General features: G+C 70.2%; 21 protein-coding genes. 9 read left to right on the forward strand and 12 right to left on the reverse strand.

Annotated features, from left to right (window positions below; genetic code table 11):
- Positions 1-24: 24 nt before the first annotated feature.
- The 5 genes from ACFX59_RS11375 to ACFX59_RS11395 all read right to left on the reverse strand — a co-directional run bounded on the left by ACFX59_RS11375 (position 25) and on the right by ACFX59_RS11395 (position 4273).
- Complete coding sequence (locus ACFX59_RS11375; RefSeq protein ID WP_387432368.1) at positions 25-1272, reverse strand: adenosylmethionine--8-amino-7-oxononanoate transaminase; 1248 nt, start codon at positions 1270-1272, stop codon at positions 25-27.
- Entirely contained in the window at positions 1269-1889 is a 621-nt protein-coding gene (bioD, locus tag ACFX59_RS11380; protein WP_387432370.1) for a dethiobiotin synthase, read from the reverse strand. The genes ACFX59_RS11375 and bioD overlap by 4 nt, the downstream gene beginning before the upstream one ends.
- The gene (locus tag ACFX59_RS11385; RefSeq protein ID WP_387432371.1) at positions 1886-2995 is read right to left on the reverse strand and encodes an 8-amino-7-oxononanoate synthase; all 1110 of its coding nucleotides are present in this window, start codon (positions 2993-2995) and stop codon (positions 1886-1888) included. Before ACFX59_RS11385 ends, bioD begins: the two co-directional genes overlap by 4 nt.
- A gap of 161 nt (positions 2996-3156) precedes the next feature.
- Entirely contained in the window at positions 3157-3885 is a 729-nt protein-coding gene (locus ACFX59_RS11390) for a class I SAM-dependent methyltransferase (protein ID WP_387432373.1), read from the reverse strand.
- Positions 3886-3889: 4 nt separating this feature from the next.
- Positions 3890-4273, reverse strand: coding sequence for a GtrA family protein (locus ACFX59_RS11395; RefSeq protein ID WP_387432398.1), 384 nt, complete (start codon positions 4271-4273; stop codon positions 3890-3892).
- Positions 4274-4392: 119 nt separating this feature from the next.
- Between ACFX59_RS11395 and ACFX59_RS11400 the strand changes: the two genes are divergently transcribed.
- Positions 4393-6162 carry an AcrB/AcrD/AcrF family protein gene (locus tag ACFX59_RS11400; protein WP_387432375.1) on the forward strand — a complete coding sequence of 590 codons (1770 nt, stop codon included), beginning with the start codon at positions 4393-4395 and terminating at the stop codon, positions 6160-6162.
- 105 nt (positions 6163-6267) lie between these two features.
- Here the strand turns inward: ACFX59_RS11400 and ACFX59_RS11405 are convergent, their stop codons facing one another.
- Genes ACFX59_RS11405 through ACFX59_RS11420 form a run of 4 tightly spaced genes read right to left on the reverse strand, consistent with a single transcriptional unit; the run spans position 6268 to position 8384 of the window.
- On the reverse strand, positions 6268-6891 hold the full coding sequence (locus ACFX59_RS11405) for a MarC family protein (RefSeq protein WP_307101691.1): 624 nt from the start codon (positions 6889-6891) through the stop codon (positions 6268-6270).
- A 4-nt stretch (positions 6892-6895) separates the two neighbouring features.
- Positions 6896-7774, reverse strand: coding sequence for a bifunctional methylenetetrahydrofolate dehydrogenase/methenyltetrahydrofolate cyclohydrolase FolD (gene folD, locus ACFX59_RS11410; protein WP_387432376.1), 879 nt, complete (start codon positions 7772-7774; stop codon positions 6896-6898).
- On the reverse strand, positions 7771-8073 hold the full coding sequence (locus ACFX59_RS11415) for a DUF167 family protein (protein WP_309691228.1): 303 nt from the start codon (positions 8071-8073) through the stop codon (positions 7771-7773). The genes folD and ACFX59_RS11415 overlap by 4 nt, the downstream gene beginning before the upstream one ends.
- Positions 8073-8384: a YggT family protein gene (locus ACFX59_RS11420; RefSeq protein ID WP_307101698.1), complete on the reverse strand. Its 312-nt coding sequence runs from the start codon at positions 8382-8384 to the stop codon at positions 8073-8075. The genes ACFX59_RS11415 and ACFX59_RS11420 overlap by 1 nt, the downstream gene beginning before the upstream one ends.
- Before the next feature lie 121 nt (positions 8385-8505).
- Between ACFX59_RS11420 and ACFX59_RS11425 the strand changes: the two genes are divergently transcribed.
- A complete protein-coding gene (locus tag ACFX59_RS11425; RefSeq protein WP_387432378.1) occupies positions 8506-10365 on the forward strand; it encodes an AsmA family protein in 1860 nt (619 codons plus the stop codon).
- Between the two features lie 141 nt (positions 10366-10506).
- Here the strand turns inward: ACFX59_RS11425 and ACFX59_RS11430 are convergent, their stop codons facing one another.
- Positions 10507-11484, reverse strand: coding sequence for an NAD(P)H-dependent glycerol-3-phosphate dehydrogenase (locus ACFX59_RS11430; protein WP_387432380.1), 978 nt, complete (start codon positions 11482-11484; stop codon positions 10507-10509).
- Positions 11481-12506, reverse strand: a complete 1026-nt coding sequence (gene tsaD / locus ACFX59_RS11435) for a tRNA (adenosine(37)-N6)-threonylcarbamoyltransferase complex transferase subunit TsaD (RefSeq protein ID WP_387432382.1) — start codon at positions 12504-12506, stop codon at positions 11481-11483. The genes ACFX59_RS11430 and tsaD overlap by 4 nt, the downstream gene beginning before the upstream one ends.
- Before the next feature lie 66 nt (positions 12507-12572).
- Here tsaD and hemC point away from each other — a divergent pair, with 66 nt between their 5' ends.
- Genes hemC through ACFX59_RS11455 form a run of 4 tightly spaced genes read left to right on the forward strand, consistent with a single transcriptional unit; the run spans position 12573 to position 15928 of the window.
- The gene (gene hemC / locus ACFX59_RS11440; protein ID WP_387432384.1) at positions 12573-13484 is read left to right on the forward strand and encodes a hydroxymethylbilane synthase; all 912 of its coding nucleotides are present in this window, start codon (positions 12573-12575) and stop codon (positions 13482-13484) included.
- Between the two features lie 4 nt (positions 13485-13488).
- On the forward strand, positions 13489-14172 hold the full coding sequence (locus ACFX59_RS11445) for a uroporphyrinogen-III synthase (protein WP_387432386.1): 684 nt from the start codon (positions 13489-13491) through the stop codon (positions 14170-14172).
- Entirely contained in the window at positions 14169-15122 is a 954-nt protein-coding gene (locus tag ACFX59_RS11450; RefSeq protein WP_387432388.1) for a hypothetical protein, read from the forward strand. Before ACFX59_RS11445 ends, ACFX59_RS11450 begins: the two co-directional genes overlap by 4 nt.
- Before the next feature lie 56 nt (positions 15123-15178).
- Entirely contained in the window at positions 15179-15928 is a 750-nt protein-coding gene (locus ACFX59_RS11455; RefSeq protein ID WP_387432389.1) for a hypothetical protein, read from the forward strand.
- Positions 15929-16361: 433 nt separating this feature from the next.
- Here ACFX59_RS11455 and ACFX59_RS11460 read toward each other — a convergent pair whose 3' ends face one another.
- Positions 16362-18677, reverse strand: a complete 2316-nt coding sequence (locus ACFX59_RS11460) for a DNA translocase FtsK (RefSeq protein ID WP_307101716.1) — start codon at positions 18675-18677, stop codon at positions 16362-16364.
- A 125-nt stretch (positions 18678-18802) separates the two neighbouring features.
- Between ACFX59_RS11460 and ACFX59_RS11465 the strand changes: the two genes are divergently transcribed.
- From ACFX59_RS11465 to ACFX59_RS11475, 3 genes are read left to right on the forward strand one after another with little or no spacing between them, the layout of a single operon-like run.
- Complete coding sequence (locus ACFX59_RS11465) at positions 18803-20017, forward strand: UbiH/UbiF/VisC/COQ6 family ubiquinone biosynthesis hydroxylase (protein WP_307101718.1); 1215 nt, start codon at positions 18803-18805, stop codon at positions 20015-20017.
- Between the two features lie 18 nt (positions 20018-20035).
- On the forward strand, positions 20036-20449 hold the full coding sequence (locus ACFX59_RS11470) for a VOC family protein (RefSeq protein ID WP_387432391.1): 414 nt from the start codon (positions 20036-20038) through the stop codon (positions 20447-20449).
- A complete protein-coding gene (locus ACFX59_RS11475; RefSeq protein WP_387432392.1) occupies positions 20433-20996 on the forward strand; it encodes an MAPEG family protein in 564 nt (187 codons plus the stop codon). Before ACFX59_RS11470 ends, ACFX59_RS11475 begins: the two co-directional genes overlap by 17 nt.
- Positions 20997-21208: the final 212 nt, after the last annotated feature.

A 21208-nucleotide genomic window follows, 5' to 3' on the forward strand; every position in this document is an offset into this window, starting at 1 on the left:
TAAAGTCAAAGGCTCCGGCGTTGCTCAACCCCCGAAGCGCGCAATCGCCGCATCGATGCCGTTCCAAACCTGTGCAAGCTGTTCCGGGGTAATCGAATAAGGCGGCATCACATAGATGGTGTTGCCCATCGGCCGGACGAGCAGATCGGCCTCGCGGAAATGCGCGAGCAGCCGGGGGGCCAGGTCGGAAAGATAGTCCTGCCCCGCGCCCAGCTCGAACGCGGCGATGGTGCCGAGCTGGCGGGGGCTATGGACCGCCACCCGGTCCGCGATCCCCGCCAGATGGCGGCCTTGCGCCGCCGCCAGTGCGTCGATGTGGTCCTGCACCGGCTCCTCGCGCCAGATCGCCAGATTGGCCGCCGCCGCCGCGCAGGCGATGGGGTTGGCGGTATAGCTGGACGAATGGAAGAACTGCTTCGACCGATCGCTTTCCGACCAGTGCGCCTGGAAGATCGGCTCGGTCGCCAGCGTCACCGCCAAGGGCACCGCGCCGCCGGTCAGCCCCTTGGACAGGCACAATATGTCGGGCACCACCCCCGCCTGGTCACAGGCGAACAGCGTGCCGGTACGACCCCATCCGGTCATCACCTCGTCGGCGATGAACAGCACGCCATGGGCCGCGCAAATCTCGCGCATCGCGGCCAGCGTCTGGGGTGTGTAGAACAACATGCCGCCCGCCCCCAGCACCAGCGGCTCGACGATGAACGCCGCCGCGCCCGCCCGGCACTCCGCCTCCAGCGCGTCGAGCGTCGCCTGCACATCGCTGGGAAAGGGAATGGTGCCGACATCGAAGAGCAGCGGCGCATAGGCGCGGTTATAGACCCCCCGCGCGCCGACCGACATCGCGCCGATCGTGTCGCCATGATAGCTGTGTTCGAGGACCAGGATACGATGGCGCGGCTCGCCCCGGTTGAGCCAGTAACCCAGCGCCATCTTCAGCGCGACCTCGACCGCCGTGGACCCGGAGTCGGAGAAGAACACCCGCGTCAGTTCGGGCGGGGTGATCCGCACCAGCTCGGCGGCGACCGTCTCGGCGGGGTCATGGGTCCAGCCCGCGAAGATGATCTGGTCCAGCTTGCCAGCCTGTTCGGCGATGGCGGCGCTGATGCGCGGGTGGTTGTGGCCGTGCGTCGTCACCCACCAGCTGGAAATGGCGTCGATCACCTGCCGCCCATCGACCGTGGTCAGCACCGCGCCGGAGGCGGTGGCGACCATCGGAATCGGCTCGCCCAGCCCATGCTGGGTAAAGGGGTGCCAGACCGGCGAGGTCATCGGAAATCCGCGACGTCGTAATTGGCGGCAAAGGCCTCTGCCAGCGTCTCGCGGGTCAGCTCGGCAAGCCGCGGCAGGCGGCCGAGCCGCTTCACCCCGCCGATCGCAGCGATGGTCGCCTCGCTATCCTCGACGCCGTCGCCGACAAAGGCGATCCCCAGGATCGACACGCCGCGCGACCGCAGCGCCTCGATCGACAACAGGCTGTGGTTGATCGTCCCCAGCCCTGTCCGCGCGACCAGCACCACCGGGCGGCCCCAATGCGCGAATAGGTCGGCGAACAGCAGCTGCCGCGTGACGGGCACCAGCACGCCCCCCGCCCCCTCGGCGACCAAGGGCCCGTCGACCTGTGGCAGGGCGAGGCGGTCCATCGCGATTTCCACCCCGTCGATCTCGGCGGCGCGGTGCGGCGAGCAGGGGGTCTTCAGCCGATAGGCGGACGGCAGGACCGGACGGCCGCTGAGCCGTGCCACCGTCTCGGCATCGCCATGCCCCTCCTCGTCGGTGCCCGCCTGGACGGGTTTCCAATAGCTCGCCCCCAGCGCAGCCGTCAGCGCGGCGGAGAAGACGGTCTTGCCGATCTCGGTATCGGTGCCGGTGACGATGACGGTGCTCATGCCAGAACCTCCTGCAATGCCTGGTCGAGGGCGAGGATGTCCGCCGCCTCGACATTGAGGGTGATCGACAGCCGCAACCGCGCCGCGCCCACCGGCACGGTCGGCGGGCGGATGCCGCGAATGTCAAAGCCGCGCGCCTGCAATGCGTGCGCCGCGCGCATCGTCCGGCCATTGTCGCCCAGGATCAGCGGCATGATCGGCGTGCCGCGTGCGGAGGCGCCGTGCCTTGCCAGATGCTCGCCCGCCAGCGCGATCCGCGCGTGGAGCGCCGCCCGCCGCTCGGGCTCGTCGGCCAGGATGCGGAGCGCCTCGCGCACCCCGCGCGCCATCAGCGGCGAGGGCGCGGTGGAGAAGATGAACCCCCGCCCGCGATTGACCAGATAATCGCGCAGGATGGCGGGCCCGGCGACCAGCGCCCCCTCGCAGCCCATCGCCTTGCCACAGGTATGCAGCGTCACCACCCGCTCGCCCGGCGACGAAAGCCCCTGCCCCCGGTCGCCGAAGACGCCGGTGGCATGCGCCTCGTCCACCACCAGCATCGCGTCGTGCCGCTCGGCGACCGCCATCAGGTCGGCGAGCGAGGCGGTGTCGCCGTCCATGCTGTAGAGGCTTTCGACCGCGATCCAGGGCGTGCCCTTGCCACCCTGCGCGCGCCAGGTCCGGATCGCCTGCTCGAACGCGCCCGCGTCGTTATGCGCCGCCGCCACCGAGGTCGCGCGCGACAGCGTCATCCCCTCATGCATGCTGGCATGGACCAGCGCATCATGGACGATCAGGTCGCCGCGCTGCGGCAGCGTCGCCATGATCGCGACATTGGCGGTATAGCCCGAGGAGAAATAGAGGCTCGCCTCCGCCCCGAAAAAGGCGGCGGCTTCGGTTTCCAGCGCCTCATGCTCGGGATGGTTGCCGCGCAGCAGCCGCGAGCCACCCGAGCCGACGGGCACGCCCTGCTCGATCGCCCGCGCCATCGCGGCGGCGAGGCGGGGGTTGTTTGCGAGGCCCAGATAATCGTTGGAGGCGAAGTCCTTGCCCGCCATCGGGGCCAGCACCCGCAATCGGTCCCGCGCGGCCAACCGGGCCAGATCGGCGCGATGAAAGTCCAGCATGAGGGCTTCCCTAGAGCGGGATGCCGGAGAGCGGAACCGGAATTTGCGAGAGATTCCCTTGGCCTTCGACTTCGCTCAGGCTGAACGGAGGTTGGGTAACTGCCTGGGTACTGAACCCCGTTCAGCCTGAGCGAAGTCGAAGGCTACGCCCCAACCAGCCGTCAAACAGGCTCCGCCAAAGTCACGATCGAAACCCCCGGCGTCATCGGCGCACGGCCGACCAGATGCCGCTCCAGCCGGAAGATCGCCTCGAACGCCTTGTTGAGCGGCGCGGGCGGGGGCGAGTCGTCGCTGTCGTCGCGGCCCGTCAGCCGCCCGGCGATGCGCGCGGCCGCCGCCAGCGGGAAGAGCAGCGAGTTGAAATAGGTCAGCTTGCGGGGGCGCAGCCCCGCCTTCTCGATCGCCGAGACGAGCGTCCCCTTGGAATAGCGGCGATGGTGATGATTCACCACGTCATGCGCCGACCACATCCATTGATGCGCGGGCACCGCGATCAGGATCTTGCCGCCCGGCTTCAGGCAGGACTTCATCGCAGCGAGCGCGGCGACATCGTCCTCAATATGCTCGACCACGTCGAGCACCGCGATCAGGTCATAGGCGCCCCGCTCGATCCCCGGCAGGTCGGGCAGCGGCGCGGCCTGGACCGGCTTGCCGAGTCGCTCCGACGCGATCTCCCGCGCGGCGGGATCGATCTCGATCGCGTCGACCGTGCCGAAACCGGCCAGCATCGGCAGATTGTGCCCGGTGCCGCAGCCGATCTCCAGGATGCGCGCCTCGCCCGGCAGCTTGCCATAGCGGGTCAGATAATCGGCCAGGATGTCGCGGCGCGCGCGATACCACCAATGGGTGGAATCATGCGCGGCCATGCGGTCGTAAACGATACGGTCCATGAACTTATCCGAAGACCCATTGGCGGTTGAGCGCGAAGGTCGCGATCGGTGTGATCGTGACCACCGGGATCAGCGCGACCCAGGGTTGTTGATGCAGAAGCCCGGTGGCGATCCACGTAAAGAGCGCATTCAGCACAAGTCCAAAGCCTTGTACCACCAGGAATTTCAGATGCTGCCGCCCGCTGGAGTCGCGGGTGCCGTGCCCGCGAAAGCTCCACGCGCTGTGCAGGAAGAAGCCGAAGATCACCGCGACCAGAAAGGCGGGCGGCACCGCCAGCACCGCCTTGTCATGCGGCAGGACCCAGGACGTCAGCGGCAGATAGACCGCCGAATAGACGACCGTCGACAGCCCGCCCGCAATGCCGAAGCGGATCAGCTGGCCCAGCATCCCGCTGTCCCGCCACCGCCCGATCCGCTGCTGAAGAGTTGCCACGCCGCCGTCTTGCCCTTTACGTCGCCCGCGATAGAGCGGAGCCCGAAGTCCTGCGCCTTAGGCCGCAGGCGGTTATGAGGGAAGCGTCTTTGGAACGTCTGAAGGGCGAGATCGACCGCAACTGGCGGCAATGGGTCATGGTCGCCTGGGTCGCGATCGCCGCCTGGTACGTCTATGACCGCTGGGGCCAGATTCGCTGGTGGTCGCTGGGCGACACCGACGACAATATGCGGCTGATGCAGGTGCGCGCCTGGATGGCGGGGCAGGGCTGGTACGATCTGCGCCAGTATCGGATGAACCCGCCGGTCGGGTTCGACATCCATTGGAGCCGGATCGTCGACCTGCCGATCGCGGGGCTGATCCTGTTCTTCCGCCTGTTCACCACCCCCGCCTGGGCCGAGCGGCTGGCCTGCGGGATCGCGCCGACCATCCCCCTGTCGATCGCGATGCTGGGGATCGCGGCGACGATGCGCCGCCTGATCGCGCCCTATGCCTGGCCGCTGGGGATCGCGCTGCTCTATTGCGCGGGCTCGACCCAGCTGATGTTCATGCCGATGCGCATCGACCATCACGGATGGCAGCTGGCGATGCTGGCGGTCACGGTCGCCGGGCTGTGCGATCCGCAGGCGCGGCGCGGCGGCGCGCTGGTCGGCCTGGCCAGCGCGGTGTCGCTGTCGATCGGGCTGGAGATGCTGCCCTATGCCGCGATGGCAGGGGCGATCCTGACGCTGCGCTGGGTCTGGGACCGGGACGAGGCGTCGCGGCTGGCGGTCTATGCGCTGACGCTCGGCGGGGGGAGCGCGGCGGGGTTCGCCGCCTTTGCCTCCAACGCCAATTACGCGATGCGCTGCGACGCGCTGACCCCGGTCTGGCTGTCGGTGACGGTGGTGGCGGGGGCGCTGTTGTTCCTGCTGGCGCGGATCAATCCCGAGTCGCGCGCCGCGCGGCTGGGCCTTGCCGTGCTGGCGGGCGCGGTGATCGCGGGCGGCTTCGCCTGGCGCTTTCCGCAATGCCTGACCCGGCCCGAACAGGTCAGCCCCGAGTTGCAGCGCAACTGGCTGAACAATGTCCGCGAGGCCAAGCCGATCTACAAGCATCCGCTGCGCATCGCGCTGCCCATGGTCATCATGCCGATCATCGGGATGATCGGGGCGATCGTCGCGGCGGTGCGGCGGCGTACGATCGGGTGGACCGCGATCGCGTTGTTCACCACCTTCGCCTGTGCGATGCTGTTGTGGCAGGCGCGCGCGGCCCCGGCGGCGCAGATGCTGGCGGTGCCGGGGGTCGCGGCGCTGCTCTGGATCATCCTGCCCTGGATCAACCGCCTGCCCTCGCCGCTGCTGCGCGTGCCGGTGATGGTCGCGGCGATCCTGGTGCCGAGCGGCATCGCCACCGCGCTGATCTTCAACCATTTGCCGGTCGGGCAGGCCAATGCCTATGCCGCGCGGGTCAACCGCGCGACGGGGCAGTGCGTGCGCACCTCGGTGCTGGCGCGGCTCAACGCCTATCCGGCGGCGACGGTCTTCAGCTTCGTCGATCTGGGGCCGCGGCTGATCGTGACCACCCATCACGACGCGATCGCGGGGCCCTATCACCGCAACGGCGACGCGATCCTGGACGTGCAGCACGCCTTTCAGGGCGGCGAGGCGCAGGCGCGCGCGATCATGAAGCGGCATGGCGCGACGCTGTTGCTGCTATGCCCCGACATGTCCGAGTCGACCAACTACCGCGCGCGGGCGCCAGGGGGCTTTTACGACCGGATGGCGCATGGCTGGGTGCCGGGCTGGCTGACCCCGCTGCCGCTGCCCAAGGGGTCGCCGTTGCGGCTGTACCGGATCAACTGATCCGCTTGCGGGGCGGTGGCAGGCCGTCGGGCCTGACGGAAGGGGGCGACCTCATGGGACACGCCCCCTCCATGGTTCCCCTCCCCTGGCCGGGGAGGAATGGGATCACTTCAGGCTGGCGGTGACCCCGTCGATCACGAACTGCACCGCCAGCGCGGCGAGCAGCACGCCCAGAACGCGGGTGATGACCGCCTCGATCTTGGCGCCCAGCAGCCGCATCAGCGGGCCCGCCGCCAGCAAGGCGACCAGCGTCAGGAGCAGGATCGTCACCATCGCGCCCAGCACGACCAGCGACGCCTCCAGCCCCTGGTTGCGGCTCATCAGCAGCATGACGGTCGCGATCGACCCCGGCCCTGCGATCATCGGCATCGCCATGGGGAAGATCGACACATCCTCCGCCTCGTGCGGATCGTCGGCGACCTTGGCCGCGCGGTCCTCGCGCCGCTGCGTGCGCTTCTCGAACACCATCTCCAGCGCGATCAGGAACAGCATGATGCCGCCCGCGATGCGGAAGGCGGGCATCTCGATGCCGAGCCCGTGGAGCAGCGCCTCGCCGAACAGCGCGAAGACGAACAGGATGACCGAGGCGACCATGACCGCGCGGATCGCCATCGCGCGACGGTGCTGCGGCGTCGCCCCCGCCGACAGGCCCGCATAGATCGGCGCGCAGCCCGGCGGATCGATCACCACGAAGAAGGTGATCAGCGACGAGATGAAAAGTTCGAGCACCGGCTCAGAGCGCCGTCTGGTCGATCGCGACGCCCTCGCGCCGTCCCGCCGAGACCAGCGTGTTGCGCAGCAGAACCGCGATCGTCATCGGCCCGACGCCGCCCGGCACCGGGGTGATCGCGCCCGCGCGCGCGGCGGCGGCGTCATATTCGACATCGCCGACCAGGCCCGTCTCGGTCCGGTTGATGCCGACGTCGATGACGCTCGCGCCGGGCTTGATCCACTCGCCCTTGACCAGACCCGGCACGCCCACCGCCGCCACGACGATATCGGCGCGGCCGACCATTTCGGGCAGATTGCGGGTGCGGCTGTGCGCGACCGTCACGGTGCAGCTTTCGCCCAGCAAAAGCTGCGCCATCGGCTTGCCGACGATGTTCGAGCGGCCGACGACCACCGCGTCCATCCCCGACAGGCTGGGGTGGATGCTCTTGAGCAGCATCAGGCAGCCGAGCGGGGTGCAGGGCACGAAGCCCTCGACACCCGTCGCCAGCCGCCCGGCATTGACCGGGTGGAAGCCGTCGACATCCTTGTCGGGATCGATCGCCTGGATCACCGCCTGCGCGTCGATCTGGCCGGGCAGCGGCAGCTGGACGAGGATGCCGTCGACGGTCGGGTCCTGATTGAGCTGTTCGACCAGCGTCAGCAGGGTCGCCTGATCGGTATCGGCGGGCAGGCGATGCTCGAAGCTCTCCATCCCCGCCTCGCGCGTCGCCTTGCCCTTGGACCGGACATAGACGCTGGAGGCCGGGTCCTCGCCAACAAGGACGACGGCCAGCCCCGGCGCGCGGCCGGTGGCGTCGCGGAAGGTCGCGACCTGGGTGGCAATACGGGTGCGGAGGCCGGCGGCGAACGCCTTGCCGTCGATGATCGTGGCGCTGGTCATGGCGCACCGCCATAAAGCGCCTCGGCCAGACGCGCCAGTGCGTCCGGGTCCCCGGCGATGTGAAGGCGCTTCAATCGCGCCGTCTCGCCCGCGACGATCGTCACCGCGCGCTTGGCCACGCCGAAATGCTTGGCGACCAGCGGGACCAGCGCCGCATTGGCCGCGCCGTCGACCGGGGGTGCGGACAGCCGCGCGGCGAAATGGGCGTCGGTGCCGCTGGTCAGCGCGTCACGCCCGCCGCGCGGGGTGACGCGCACCGCGATGCGGATACCGTCGTCGCAGGGCGACCAGGCGGGCATCAGCCGACGACGACCGCGCCCCCGTACATCTGTTGCGCGATCGCGGCGTTCAGAATCTTGTCGAGGATGACCACCGCCAGCAGCACGACCATCGGCGACAGGTCGAGCGCGCCGAAATCGGGCAGGATGCGCCGGATCGGACGATAGAGCGGATCGGTCATCTTCTGGAGTGCATACCAGACCGAACGGATGAAATCGTTCGAGGTGTTGATGACGTTGAAGGCGATCAGCCAGGACAGGATCGCCTGAACGATGATCACCCACCAGACGACGTTGAGGAGAATCTGCAAGATCTGAAGGATGAGGACCAACGGAGGGAGCTCCCGATTACAATGGCCCCATATCTAGGGCGGGCGGGGCGTCGGGGCAATCATCGCGCCGTCCGGTCCTGACGCAGGTGGAACGAACCGCCGGTCTGCGCGTCCCGTCGTCATGATTCAGGTGAAGAATCGCCCGGAGGGGCGGCGGCGCTGGGTGAGGATCGCGGTGGGGGTGCTGGTCGCGCTGCCGCTGGTGCTGGCCCTGGTCCTGGCGGTCTTTCCCTGGGGCGTGCTGCGCGGGGCGGTGACGCGCGAGGCGACCGAGCGATTCGGGCGGCCGGTGACGATCGGTTCGGTCCACCGGGTCGACGCGATCGGCTTTCACCCCGTCATCGCGGTCGAGGATCTGCGCATCCCGCAGGCCGACTGGGCGGGCCGCGGCGATTTCGTCCGCCTGTCGCGCGCCGAAATCCGTTTCTCGGTCTGGCCGCTGCTGACAGGCCGCTTCAAACCCGAGGATATTCGCGTCTCGGGACTGCGGCTGGCGCTGGTCCGCGACAAGCAGGGCCGGACCAACTGGTCCCGCCCCGGCGAGCCGGAAGAGGGGGGCAGCTCCACCGATCTCCAAGGGCTGACCATCACCGACGGCGTGGTCGGATATCGCGACGCCAAGCAGGACCGGACCGCCACGCTGCGCATCGCCGCCGATCCCGACAAGGGCGTGCGGGCCGAGGGCGACGGCACGGTGCGCGGCGCACCGATCCGCATCGCCTTTACCGGCGCGGCGGTGAAACCGGGGCGCTGGCCCTTCCAGGCGACGATCAGCGGCGCCCAATTGTCGATGAAGGCGACCGGCACGATGGCCCGGCCGCTCGACACCGATGCGATGACGCTCGACCTGACGGCCAGGGCCGACGATCTGAAGCGGATCGACGCGGTGATCGAGGCGGGGCTGTTCCAGACCGGCGCCGTCGAACTGGCCGCGCATGTCGAACACCAACGCCCGCGCTGGACGATCACCGACCTGAAGGGGCGGATCGGACGCTCCGACCTGAGCGGCCGGCTGACCGTCGACAAGCGGCAGGGGCGCACCATCCTGGACGGCGACGTCACCGCGCGACAGCTGGATTTCGACGACCTGTCCTCGCCCGAGGGGCTGGCCGAGGCCGCGGCGCTCGAACGGCGGATTGGGCCGCGCCTGATGCCCAACACCCGGATCGACATCGGCAAGATCGACACGACCGACGGCACCATCGCCTTCCGCGTCGGCCGGGTGGTCAGCGCCAAGGGAGCCTCGCCGATCACCGGATTCACCGGGCGGATGGCGATGGACCATCAGCGGCTGACCATCGACCGGATTCGCATGACCCTGCGCCAAGGGGTAGTGACCGGCCGCGCGGTGATCGACCAGCGCGGCGGGCGCAAGGTGCCGCAACTGACGCTGGACCTGCGGCTGAGCGGGGCAAGTGTCCTGTCGCTGTCGGGCCAGACCGAGATCACCGGACAGGTCGCGGCGCGGGCGAAACTGGCGGGTGCGGGCGAGACGGTGCGGGCCGCCATCGGCCGGTCGAGCGGGCGGATCGGGCTGGTGGTGGCGAACGGCTCGCTGCCCGATCGCTATGCGGCGGCGCTGGGGTTCGATGCCGGGGCGGCGCTGATGGCGGGATCGTCGGAACGGGCCAATCTGCGCTGCCTGATCGTCGGGGTGGACATGCGGAACGGCACCGGCCGCGCCGATCCGTTGATCGTCGACACCTCGCGCAGCCGGCTGGACGGGACGGGCACCGTCACCTTCCCCGACGAGCGGTTGGCGCTGCGGCTGACCGGCGCACCCAAACAGGGCGGGGTGCTGCGCCTGGCGGGGGCCGCGACGGTGACGGGCACGCTGGAGAAACCCGACCTCGTCATCCCGAAGGAGGTGAAGTCGGTCGGCAACATCTTCAAGTCGATCGGCCGCGCGATCACCGGCGATTCGGGGCCCAAGGCACAGAATGCTGCATGCGGGGCGCTGGCGCGGCAGGTGTTGCGGTAATTTCGCCTCCCCTATCCGCTCCTCCCGCACTCCGTTCGGCCTGAGCGCAGTCGAAGGCCACGCCATCATGCCAGCCACGGGGTTTCCTGGCGGCGGATTCCCTTGGCCTTCGACTTCGCTCAGGCTGAACGGAGCTTGGGATCAGTGCCCCTCGGCCTTGAGCGGCCGGGCCAGCAGCATGCCGATGATGTCCTTCACCGCCGCCCCCTCCAGCAACCGGCACACCGCCGCGCAGACCGGCATGTCGACTCCCGCCTCCATCGCCGCCTGGCGCAGCACGGGGGCGGTGAAGGCGCCTTCCGCCACGGTCCGCCGGTCGGCCAGCAGGTCCGCCGCCGAGCGCCCCTGCCCCAGCCCGACCCCCAGCGAGAAATTGCGCGACGCGGTCGACGAACAGGTCAGCACCAGATCACCCAGGCCCGACAGCCCGGCCAGCGTCTCGGCACGTCCGCCGCGCGCCAGCCCGAACCGCGTCATCTCGGCAAAGCCGCGCGCGATCAGTGCGGCGCGCGCATTCTGGCCCAGCCCCGCGCCCTCCACCACGCCGCAGCCGATGGCGAGGACGTTCTTGATCGCGCCGCCGATCTCCGCCCCCGTCACGTCGTCGGTGGCATAGGGTCGGAAATGCGGCGCGGCGATGCGCGCGGGCAGACGTTCGCGCAGCGCGGGCTCTTCGCAGGCCAGCGTCACCGCGGTCGGCAGCCCCGCCGCCACCTCATGCGCGAAGGTCGGCCCCGACAGCACCGCGATCGGCGCGTCGGGATGGAGCGCGCGGGCGACCTCGCCGACCAACCGCCGCGTCCCCGCCTCGATCCCCTTGGAGCACAGGACCAGCGGCGTCGCGCCGACCGGCATCGTCGCCAGCACCGCGCCCACCGCCTGGGCGGGCGTGACGACGAGCAGCGCATCCATATCGGCCATGGCGGCCGGATCGCTGACCGCCTCGATGCTCGGCGCCAAGGCGATGTTCGGCAGATAGAGTGGGTTGGCATGGGTGGTGTTGATCGCCTCGGCCACCGCCGGGTCGCGCGCCCAGATCCGCACCGGCCGGTCGCCATAGGCGGCGACCTGCGCCAGCGCGGTGCCCCAGGCCCCCGCCCCGATCACCCCGATCCTCATGCCTTCACCCCCGCGCCGCGCACCGCCTCGGCCGCCGGATCGAGCGGCCAGCGCGCCCGCGCCGGCGTGTCGAGCGGATCGGTCAGCCCTTCGCGGAACCGCTCGACCCCCGCCCAGGCGATCATCGCGGCATTGTCGGTGCACAGCCATAGCGGCGGCGCGACGAAGCGCAGGCCATGCTCGGCGGCGAGCGACTCGAGTGCGCCCCGGATCACCCCGTTCGCCGCGACCCCGCCCGCGACCACCAGCGCGGTGACGGGGGGCACTTCGCCCAGCGCGCGGCGCGTGCGGTCGAGCAGGCAATCGACCACCGCCTGCTGGAAGGATGCGGCGATATCCTCCGGCCGATGATGCCCGACCGCGCGCGCGACCGCGCTCTTGAGGCCCGCAAAGGAGAAATGCGGCTCGGCCGCGCCCTTCAGCGGACGGGGCAGCGGCACCGCATAAGGATCGCCCTCGCGCGCCGCCGCCTCGACGCGCGGACCGCCGGGATAGCCGAGACCCAGCAGCTTGGCGGTCTTGTCGAACGCCTCGCCCGCCGCGTCGTCGATCGTCGTCGCCATCCGGCGATAGCGCCCGACGCCCTCGACCAGCAGCAGCTGGCAATGCCCGCCCGACACCAGCAGCAACAGATAGGGATAGGCCAGCTCGCGGTCGGACAGGCGCGGCGACAGGGCATGGCCCTCCAGATGGTTGACCGCGATCAGCGGCTTGCCCGCCGCATGCGCCAGCGCCTTGCCGGTGACGAGGCCGACCATCACCCCGCCGATCAGCCCGGGTCCGGCGGTCGCGGCGATGGCGTCGACATCGGCCAGGGTCACGCCCGCATCGGCGAAGGCGGCGGCGACCAGCGGCTCCATCGCCTCGACATGTGCGCGCGCGGCGATTTCGGGGACGACGCCGCCGAACGGGGCATGCGCCGCCTCCTGCCCCAGCAGACGATGCGCCAGCACGCGCCCGTCATCGGTGACGAGTGCGGCGGCCGTCTCGTCGCACGAGGATTCCAGTCCCAGGATCAGCATGGCCCACCCCATACCCCCTCGCATCCTTATTGTCGAAGGGGGGCGTATTGCGGCAAAGGCCAGACCATGGTTCGTTTTCGGCTCGGTACGCGCGGTTCGCCGCTGGCCCTCACCCAGGCGCGGATGGTGCGCGCCGCGCTGGCGGAGGCGCAAGGGTGGGACGAGGACGCGGTCGAGATCGTGCCGATCAAGACCACCGGCGACCGGGTGCAGGACCGCGCGCTGGCCGAGATCGGCGGCAAGGCGCTGTGGACCAAGGAACTGGACCGCGCGCTGTTCGATGGCGAGATCGATGCCTCGGTCCATTCGATGAAGGATGTCGAGACGGTCCGCCCCGACTGGCTGCATATCGCCGCGATGCTGCCCCGCGCGGACGTCCGCGACCGGCTGATCGGCGCGGAGACGATCGCGAGCCTGCGTCCCGGCGCGGTCATCGGCACCAGCAGCCCGCGCCGCCGCGCGCAGCTGTTGTCGCACCGGCCCGACCTGACCATCACCCTGCTGCGCGGCAATGTCGATACGCGGCTTGCCAAGGTGGCCAGCGGCGAGATGGACGCCACCCTGCTCGCCGCCGCCGGGCTCGACCGGCTGGGGCGCGATGTCGGCCACGCCGTGCCCACCGACCAGATGCTCCCCGCCCCCTCGCAAGGCGCGGTCGGGATCGAGACGCGCGCCGACGATGCCGCTGCCACCATGTTGATCGGGTCGATCGACCATGCCGAGACCCATGCCTGCGTCATGGCCGAACGCGCGCTGCTCGCTGCGCTTCAGGCCGATTGCCACAGCCCGGTCGCGGCGCTCGCCTCGCTGTCGGGGGAAATGCTGACCCTGCGCGCGGAACTGCTGGCCGAGGACGGCTCGGCGCGGGTGAGCGGCTGGGTCGAAGGCGGGCTGGACGAGGCGCTGGGCGCGCGGCTGGCGACCGATCTGCTCGACCGCGCGCCGCCCGAGGTGCGCCGCCTGTTCGCGGGCGGCTGAGGCGATGACGGTCGTCGTGGTCCGGCCGGAGCCCGGCAATGCCGCGACGATCGCCGAACTGCGCGCCCAGGGGCTGACGGCGCGCGCGCTCCCCTTCTTCGCGGCGCAGGCACTCGCCTGGACGCCGCCCGCGCCGGACGATGTGGGGGCGCTGCTCTTCACCAGCGCGCAGGCGGTGCGGCTGGCCGGACCGGGGCTGGCCGCGTTCAAGGACAAGCCCGTCGTCGCGGTCGGCCCCGCCACCGCCGAGGCGGCGCGTGCGGCGGGCCTGACGGTGGCGCTGACCGGCGAGCGCGATGCCGCCGCCGTGGTCGCACAGGCGCGCGCGGCGGGGCTGGACCGGCTGCTCCATCTGGCGGGGCGCGACCGGGTGGAGACGGGGGCGATGGTCCGCACCGTCTATGCCGCCGAGCCGGTGGCGGTCGACCGGGACGCGGTCCGCGCGCTGGCGGGGACGGTCGTGCTGCTCCATTCGGCGCGCGCGGCGGCGCGGCTGGCCATGCTGGTCGACGACGCGGGGGTTTCGCGCGGGGCGGTGGCGATCGTCGCGATCAGCGCGAAGACGGCGGCGGCGGCGGGCGAGGGCTGGGCGGCCAGCCGGATCGTCGCCGCCCCGCGCGACGCCGCGATGGTCGCCGCCGCGCGGGCGTTGACCCGGACCGCCGCCACGGGGATAAGCGGGGCATGAACGAATTCGCGCCTTCCGACCGACCGCCGTCGCGCGGGCCCCGTACGGGCGCGACCATCGCGCTGGTCCTGCTCGCCTTTGCCGCCGGGTTGCTGCTGATGGCCTATGCGATGCGCCACCTGAGCTGGTTCGGCGGCACCACCGCCACCGCACCGCACGCCACCGCCGCCAAGTCCGGCACCGCGACCGATACCGCCGCCACCGAGGCGGCGCATGCCGCCGCCGATCCGGTCGCGCTCGCCACCCGCGAGGCCGCGCTGGCCGCGCAACTCGCCACGCTGGAGGCGCGCGCCGCCGCGATCGCGACCGACTCGACGGCGGCGGGCACCCAAGCCGCCCGCGCCGAATCGATCCTGGTCGCCGCCGCCGCACGGCGCGCGATCGATCGGGGGCAGCCGCTGGGCTATCTGGAGGAACAGCTCCGCATCCGCTTCGGGGGCAGCGAGCCGCGCGCCGTGTCCGCGCTCATCATGGCCTCGCACCAGCCGGTGACGCTGGAGACGCTGCGCCAGGGGCTGGACACGCTGGGCCCCGACCTGATCGTCAACACCAGCAATGGTTGGTGGGAAGGGCTTCGGCAGGAGCTGGGTCGGCTGATCGTGATTCGCGAGGCGACGGCGCCCTCGACCAATCCCACCGAGCGGCTGGCGCGCGCGCAGAGGCTGCTCGACGGCGGACAGGTCGAGGCCGCGCGGGCCGAGGTGACCCGGCTGCCCGGCGCCGCCACCGCCCAGACCTGGCAGCGCGCCGCGCGCCGCTATGTGCTGGCCCGCCATGCGCTCGACCTGATCGAGAATGCCGCGCTGGTCGCCTCGATCGCCACGCCGTCGCCGATCATTACCAGCCCGGTGACGGTGCCCGGCCCGGCGGCCGCGACGGGCAATCCCCCGCCCGCCGCCGAGGACACGCCCCCGCCGACCACCTCTGCGCCGACCACGCCGTCCATCTGAACGGAGCCCGATCGCGGCCGACGCGTTGGTCCGGGTCCACGCTCCGGAGATATGCGATGATCCGCTCCCCCTATTGGATCGCCCTTGGCATCGCCCTGCCGCTGGCGGGGTGCGGCGATGGCGGTGAGGCGGGGAGCATGCGCAACAGCGCCGCGACCCAGGCTCCCGCGCCGACCGCCAGCCCGGCGGGCACGCCCCGCACCCTGCCCGCCCCGATCAAGACCGCCGCCGAGCCGGACCGGATCCTGGCCTGCTCGGCCGAGCGGGGTCGCGCCGCCGACCGGCTGGTGAGGATCTGCACCTCGGTCAGCCCTGCCACCCATCCGCCGTGCAACGTGGCGAATAGCTGCGCGATGATCGAGGACGAGATCGCCCGCAGCTGCGCGCTGCTGGGCGACGATGCCGCGACCACGCCGGGCTGTTCGGTCGCCCCCAAGAGCGACGCGGCGGCAGCGGCGGTCGTGCGGCGTTACTATGCGGCGATCAACGCGCACGACTATGCCACCGCCTGGACCCAATGGGGTCCCGATGGCCGTCCGGGCCAGCGCTTCGCCGATTTCCAGAAGGGCTTCGCCCGGACCCGCGCGACCAGCGTGACGATCGGGCAGGTGCCGCCCAGCGAAGGGGCGGCGGGATCGGTCTATGCGACCATTCCCGTCACCGTCGATGCGCAGCTGACCGATGGGCGGCAACAGCGTTTCGCGGGGCAATATGTGGTGCGACGGGTCAACGACGTGCCGGGCGCAAGCGCGGACCAGCTGCGCTGGCATATCGATTCGGCGATGTTGAAGCCGGTCGCGCCGTAAGCCCATCCTTCCGTCCAGCCCGAGCGTCGTCGAAGGCTTGGGGAATCCGTCATGGCGAACGGCGGGGGCGCCCTTCGACTTTGCTCCGTGCGAATGGAGGCTGGGGTAATTGCCCGCCCCACCCCTGAAAGAGAGGGGTCGCGTGGATTCAGCGCAACGTCATTGCCCCCCTAGGGCCGGTCGACATTCAGTGCTGCCTTTCCTCCCCTCGCCCCTCGCAGAGGGGAGAGGGTTGCGCAGACTTGGCCTTTGCAAAAGCAAAGGCTTAGTCGGAGCTGGGTGAGGGGTGGGCGCTCGCTCCGCGAGCGCGCGAGCCTTTAGGCTCGCTCAACCCCTCACCCAAGCTGCGCTAGCCAGCACGCTGGCAAGCTCCGCTAACCCTCTCCCCTGTCCAGGGGAGAGGGGAAGAAGCAATTCTGAATGGCGATCGCCCCTAGATCGGATGCCCCTCGGTATCGCGCAGCACTTCGCGGCGGCCGACATGATCCGGCCGGCCGACGATGCCGTCGGTCTCCATCCGCTCGATCAGCCGCGCCGCCGAGTTGTAGCCGATGCGCAACTGCCGCTGGAGCCAGGAGGTCGAGGCCTTCTGGCTCTCGCACACCAGCTGGATCGCGGCGCGATATTGCTGGTCCTCGGCCGAATCCTCGCCCGTGGGTGCACCGTCCAGCGCGAAGCTCTCCGCCGGCTCCTCGGTGACCGAGGAGATATAGTCGGGCTGGCCCTGCGCGCGCCAATGGTCCGCGACCCGGTGCACCTCGTCGTCCGAGACGAAGGGGCCGTGGACGCGCACGATGCCCTTGCCGCCGGGCATGTAGAGCATGTCGCCGCGCCCCAGCAGCTGCTCGGCGCCCTGCTCGCCCAGGATGGTGCGCGAGTCGATCTTGGAGGTGACGTGGAAGCTGATCCGGGTCGGCAGGTTCGCCTTGATGACGCCGGTGATGACGTCGACCGACGGCCGCTGCGTCGCCATGATCAGGTGGATGCCCGCCGCGCGCGCCTTTTGCGCCAGTCGCTGGATCAGGAATTCGACTTCCTTGCCCGCCGTCATCATCAGGTCGGCCAGCTCGTCGACGATCACCACGATCTGCGGCAGCGGTTCGTATTCGAGCTTTTCTTCCTCATAGACCGGCTGGCCGGTCTCGGGGTGATAGCCGGTCTGGACCTTGCGGCCCAGCGGCTGGCCCTTGGCCTTGGCCGCGCGCACCTTGTCGTTGAAGCTGGCCAGGCTGCGCACGCCGACCGAGGACATTTGCCGATAGCGGTCCTCCATCGTCTCGACCGCCCATTTCAGCGCGCGGACCGCCTTGGCCGGATCGGTGACGACCGGGGACAGCAGATGCGGAATGTCGTCATACATCGACAGTTCGAGCATCTTGGGATCGATCATGATCATCCGGCACTGCTCGGGCGTCAGGCGGTAGAGCAGCGACAGGATCATGCCGTTGAGGCCGACCGACTTGCCCGAACCCGTCGTACCCGCGACCAGCAGGTGGGGCATCGGCGCGAGGTCGGCGACGACCGAGTCGCCCGCGATATTCTTGCCCAGGATGATGGGAAGCTGCGCGGCCTGGTCGGCGAAGCTCTGCGACGCGACCAGTTCGTGCAGCGACACCATCTCGCGCTTGGCATTGGGCAGTTCGATACCGATGACGTTGCGTCCCGGAATCACCGCGACGCGCGCCGAGATGGCCGACATGTTGCGTGCGATGTCATCGGCCAGTGCGATGACGCGATTGGCCTTGATGCCGGGCGCGGGCTCCAGTTCGTACATGGTGACGACCGGGCCGGGGCGCACCTCGACGATCGAGCCCTGGACGCGGAAATCGTCGAGGACGTTTTCCAGCAACCGCGCATTGCGCTCCAGCGCCGCCTTGTCGATCGTCCCCGCCGGAGAGGGCGGCGCGGGGGTCAGCAGGTCGAGGCCGGGCAACTGATAGGGCGCGTCGCGATCCGCCGCCGCCTTGGGCCGCGCGGGCGCAGGCGCGACCTGCCGGTCGGCGATGACGGGGGCGGGACGATCCTCGCGCACCGGCACCGCCTTGCGCGCCAGGGTCAGCGGCTCCTCTTCGTCCTCCTCGTCGTCATAGAGCGCCGCGTCCTCATCGTCCCAGGCCACGCCCTCGCCATCCTCGCTCAAGGCGCGACGGCGGCGCAGGCGCGCCAGCCCGCGCTCGGCGATGTCGAGTTCCAGGCTGCGTCCCCAGATCAGCGCGCCGCCGACGCCCAGCGCCAGCCCGATCGCCGCCGATCCCCAGGTGACGACCGCCGCCTGTCCACTGAACGCCAGCGCCCAGCGCACCAGGTTCGCCACCGACAGGCCGATCACCCCGCCCCATCCGGCGGGCAGCGCCAGCACCGCCGAGTCGGAGACGAAGGACAGCGCGCACGCCATCATCGCGGTGCCGATCACCGCCTGGCGCAGCATCCGCACCCAGCGCCCCGCCGGGCGGTCGCGCCACAGCCGGGTCGCGACGATCGGCCCGACCGGCAGGATCAGCGCGACGGCGGGCCCGAACAGGGTCAGCGCGATATCGGCGATCCACGCGCCGGGCAGCCCCATCCAGTTGGCGGGGGCCGCGCCCGACGCGGTGTTGAGCGCGGGATCGCTGGCGCGGTAGCTGGCCAGCGCCAGCACCAGCATCAGCGTGACGGCGAACAGCGCGATCGCGGCGACCAGCGCGCCGCTGCGCACCGCGCCCGCCTTCACCGTCTCGCGCCATAAAACCGGCTGCGCGCGGCTGGCCATGGGATGTGATCCTTCAGGAATGTCCGAAAATGCGGGAAAATTCATCGCCCCTGACGGTTCCTACGTCAAGGCGCGGGACGGTCTGCACATTGTTTGCCGCCGCATGAAGGTCTAGGAGCATGGGCATGGATAGCGACGTCATCATCCTCGGCGGCGGCCTGGTCGGCGCGACTCTGGGTGTCGGTCTGGCCGCGCATGGCCTGTCTTCGATCATCGTCGATCCGGCCGATCCGGCGGTCGTGCTGGCCCCCGGTTTCGACGGGCGCGCCTCGGCGGTCGCCTCGGCCAGCTGGCGGATGCTCGATGCGATCGGGATCGGCGCGAAGCTGGCGGGCAAGGGTTGCGAGATACGGCACATCCGGGTCAGCGACGGGCTGGAGCCGGGCGCGCTCGACTTCATCCCCGATGCCGATGACGGCGCGCTGGGCACGATGTTCGAGAATAAGCTGCTCCGCCGCGCGATCCACGAGGCCGCCAACGAAGCCGAACGGGTCGACCTGCGGATGCAGACCCGCGCGGTGTCGGTCGAGCGTGGCCCGGCGGGCGTCACCGCGATTCTCAGCGACGGCACCACCGTCCGCGCGCCGCTGCTGGTCGCCGCCGAGGGTCGCCAGTCGCCGACGCGCGAGGCGGCGGGGATCAAGGTCGCGCGCTGGTCCTATGACCACAAGGCGATCATCAGCGCCTTCCACCATGAGGTGGCGCACGAGAATATCGCGTTCGAGATCTTCTATCCCAGCGGCCCGTTCGCGCTGCTGCCCCTGCCCGATGACGAGATCGGGCATCGCTCGGCGATCGTCTGGTCGGTGCCGGGGCGCGACGGCGACGCGATGCTGAAGCTGTCCGACCGCGCCTTCCTCGCCGAAGCGGAGAAGAGCATGGGCGGATTCCTCGGCAAGCTCAGCCATGCGTCCCCGCGTTCGGCCTATCCGCTGGGCTTCCACCGCGCCGCGACGATGACCGGCGAGCGGCTGGTGCTGGTCGGCGACTCGGCGCATGGCATCCACCCGATTGCGGGCCAGGGCGTGAATCTGGGCTATCGCGACGTCGCCGCGCTGGTCGAGGTGCTGGTCGAGGGCAAGCGGACCGGCATGGATCTGGGCGATGCGGCGCTGCTTCAGCGTTATCAGCAGTGGCGCGGGCTCGACACGCTGATGGTGTCGGTGGCGACCGACAGCTTCAACCGCATCTTCGGCGTGCCCGGCAAGACCGCCAGCGCGGTCCGGCGGCTGGGCATCACCGCGATCAACCATATCCCGCCGCTCAAGAACCGCTTCATGGCCGAGGCGCGTGGCGAGACCGGGCAGCTTCCCCGATTGCTGCAAGGCGTGATGGTGTAACCGATCGGGAGCGATTCGATGCGGCACGAGATCATTCCCTGCCTCCGGTACGAGGATGCCCCGCGCGCCATCGAATTTCTCTGCATCGCCTTCGGCTTCGTGCGGCAGACGGTCTTTGCCGATCCCGACGATCCGACGATCATCCATCATGCCCAACTGGTGTGGCAGGACCGCATGGTGATGGTGGCGAGCGCACTGTTCACGCCCCATGCCGCCGTGGCGGGATCGAAGACGCCGACCCAGGCGGGCGGGGTGACGATGGACCTGTATCTGGTCGTCGCCGATGTCGATGCCCATGCCGAGCGGGCACGCGCCGCCGGTGCGACGATCATCGCCGAGCCCGAGAACAAGCCTTATGGCGGCCGCGGCTATGCCGTGCGGGACCCGGAAGGCCATGCCTGGAGTTTCGGCAGCTATGATCCCTGGGCCTGATTATCCCACCCGACCCGTCCGCCATCCGATCCGCGACCGCCGCCAGACCGGCGTAGCCCGTGGCATGGCCGCCGCGTTGGCGGTCGTGCTGCTGACCTTGCTGGTCAGTTGGAGCCTGGGCCATCCCCTGTCCGCGACCGACCGGGTGCTGCGCGCGGTGGCGGCTTCGACGGTCGCGGCACTGTGGCTGGCGGCGGCGATCGGCCATGTCGCGGCGCTGCGCTTCGAATCGCCCGCCGATATCGACGGCGCGGCGAGCGGCAGTCCCGATTCGCCGCGAGTAGAGGTGGCCAATGCGGTGCTGCGCAACACGCTGGAACAGGTGGTGCTGGCGATCCCGGCCTATTTGGCGCTCGCCTGGGTGGTCGAGGGATCGGGGGCGATGGTGCCGATGCTGGCGGCGTTGTTCTCGGTCGGGCGAACGCTGTTCTGGGCGAATTACGCGCGGGGTGCGGCGGCACGGGCGTTTGGATTTGCGCTCACCTTTTATTCGAGCGTGGCGGCGCTGGTCATCGTGCTGGTGGCGTTGATGGGCAGACTCATCTGACCAGCCCCACCCTCCGTTCAGCCTGAGCGAAGTCGAAGGCCACGCCCCGCCTTATCCGTCCATCAGCGCCTTACCGTGCGCTTCGACTTCGTTCAGCGCGAACGGGGAGTTGGGGTAGATCGACATTCAGGATTGCTTCTTCCCCTCTCCCCTGGACAGGGGAGAGGGTTAGCGAAGCTTGCCAGCCTGCTGGCTAGCGCAGCTTGGGTGAG

It is taken from the genome of Sphingomonas sp. NCPPB 2930 (genome assembly GCF_042867205.1).
Lineage (GTDB): Bacteria > Pseudomonadota > Alphaproteobacteria > Sphingomonadales > Sphingomonadaceae > Sphingomonas.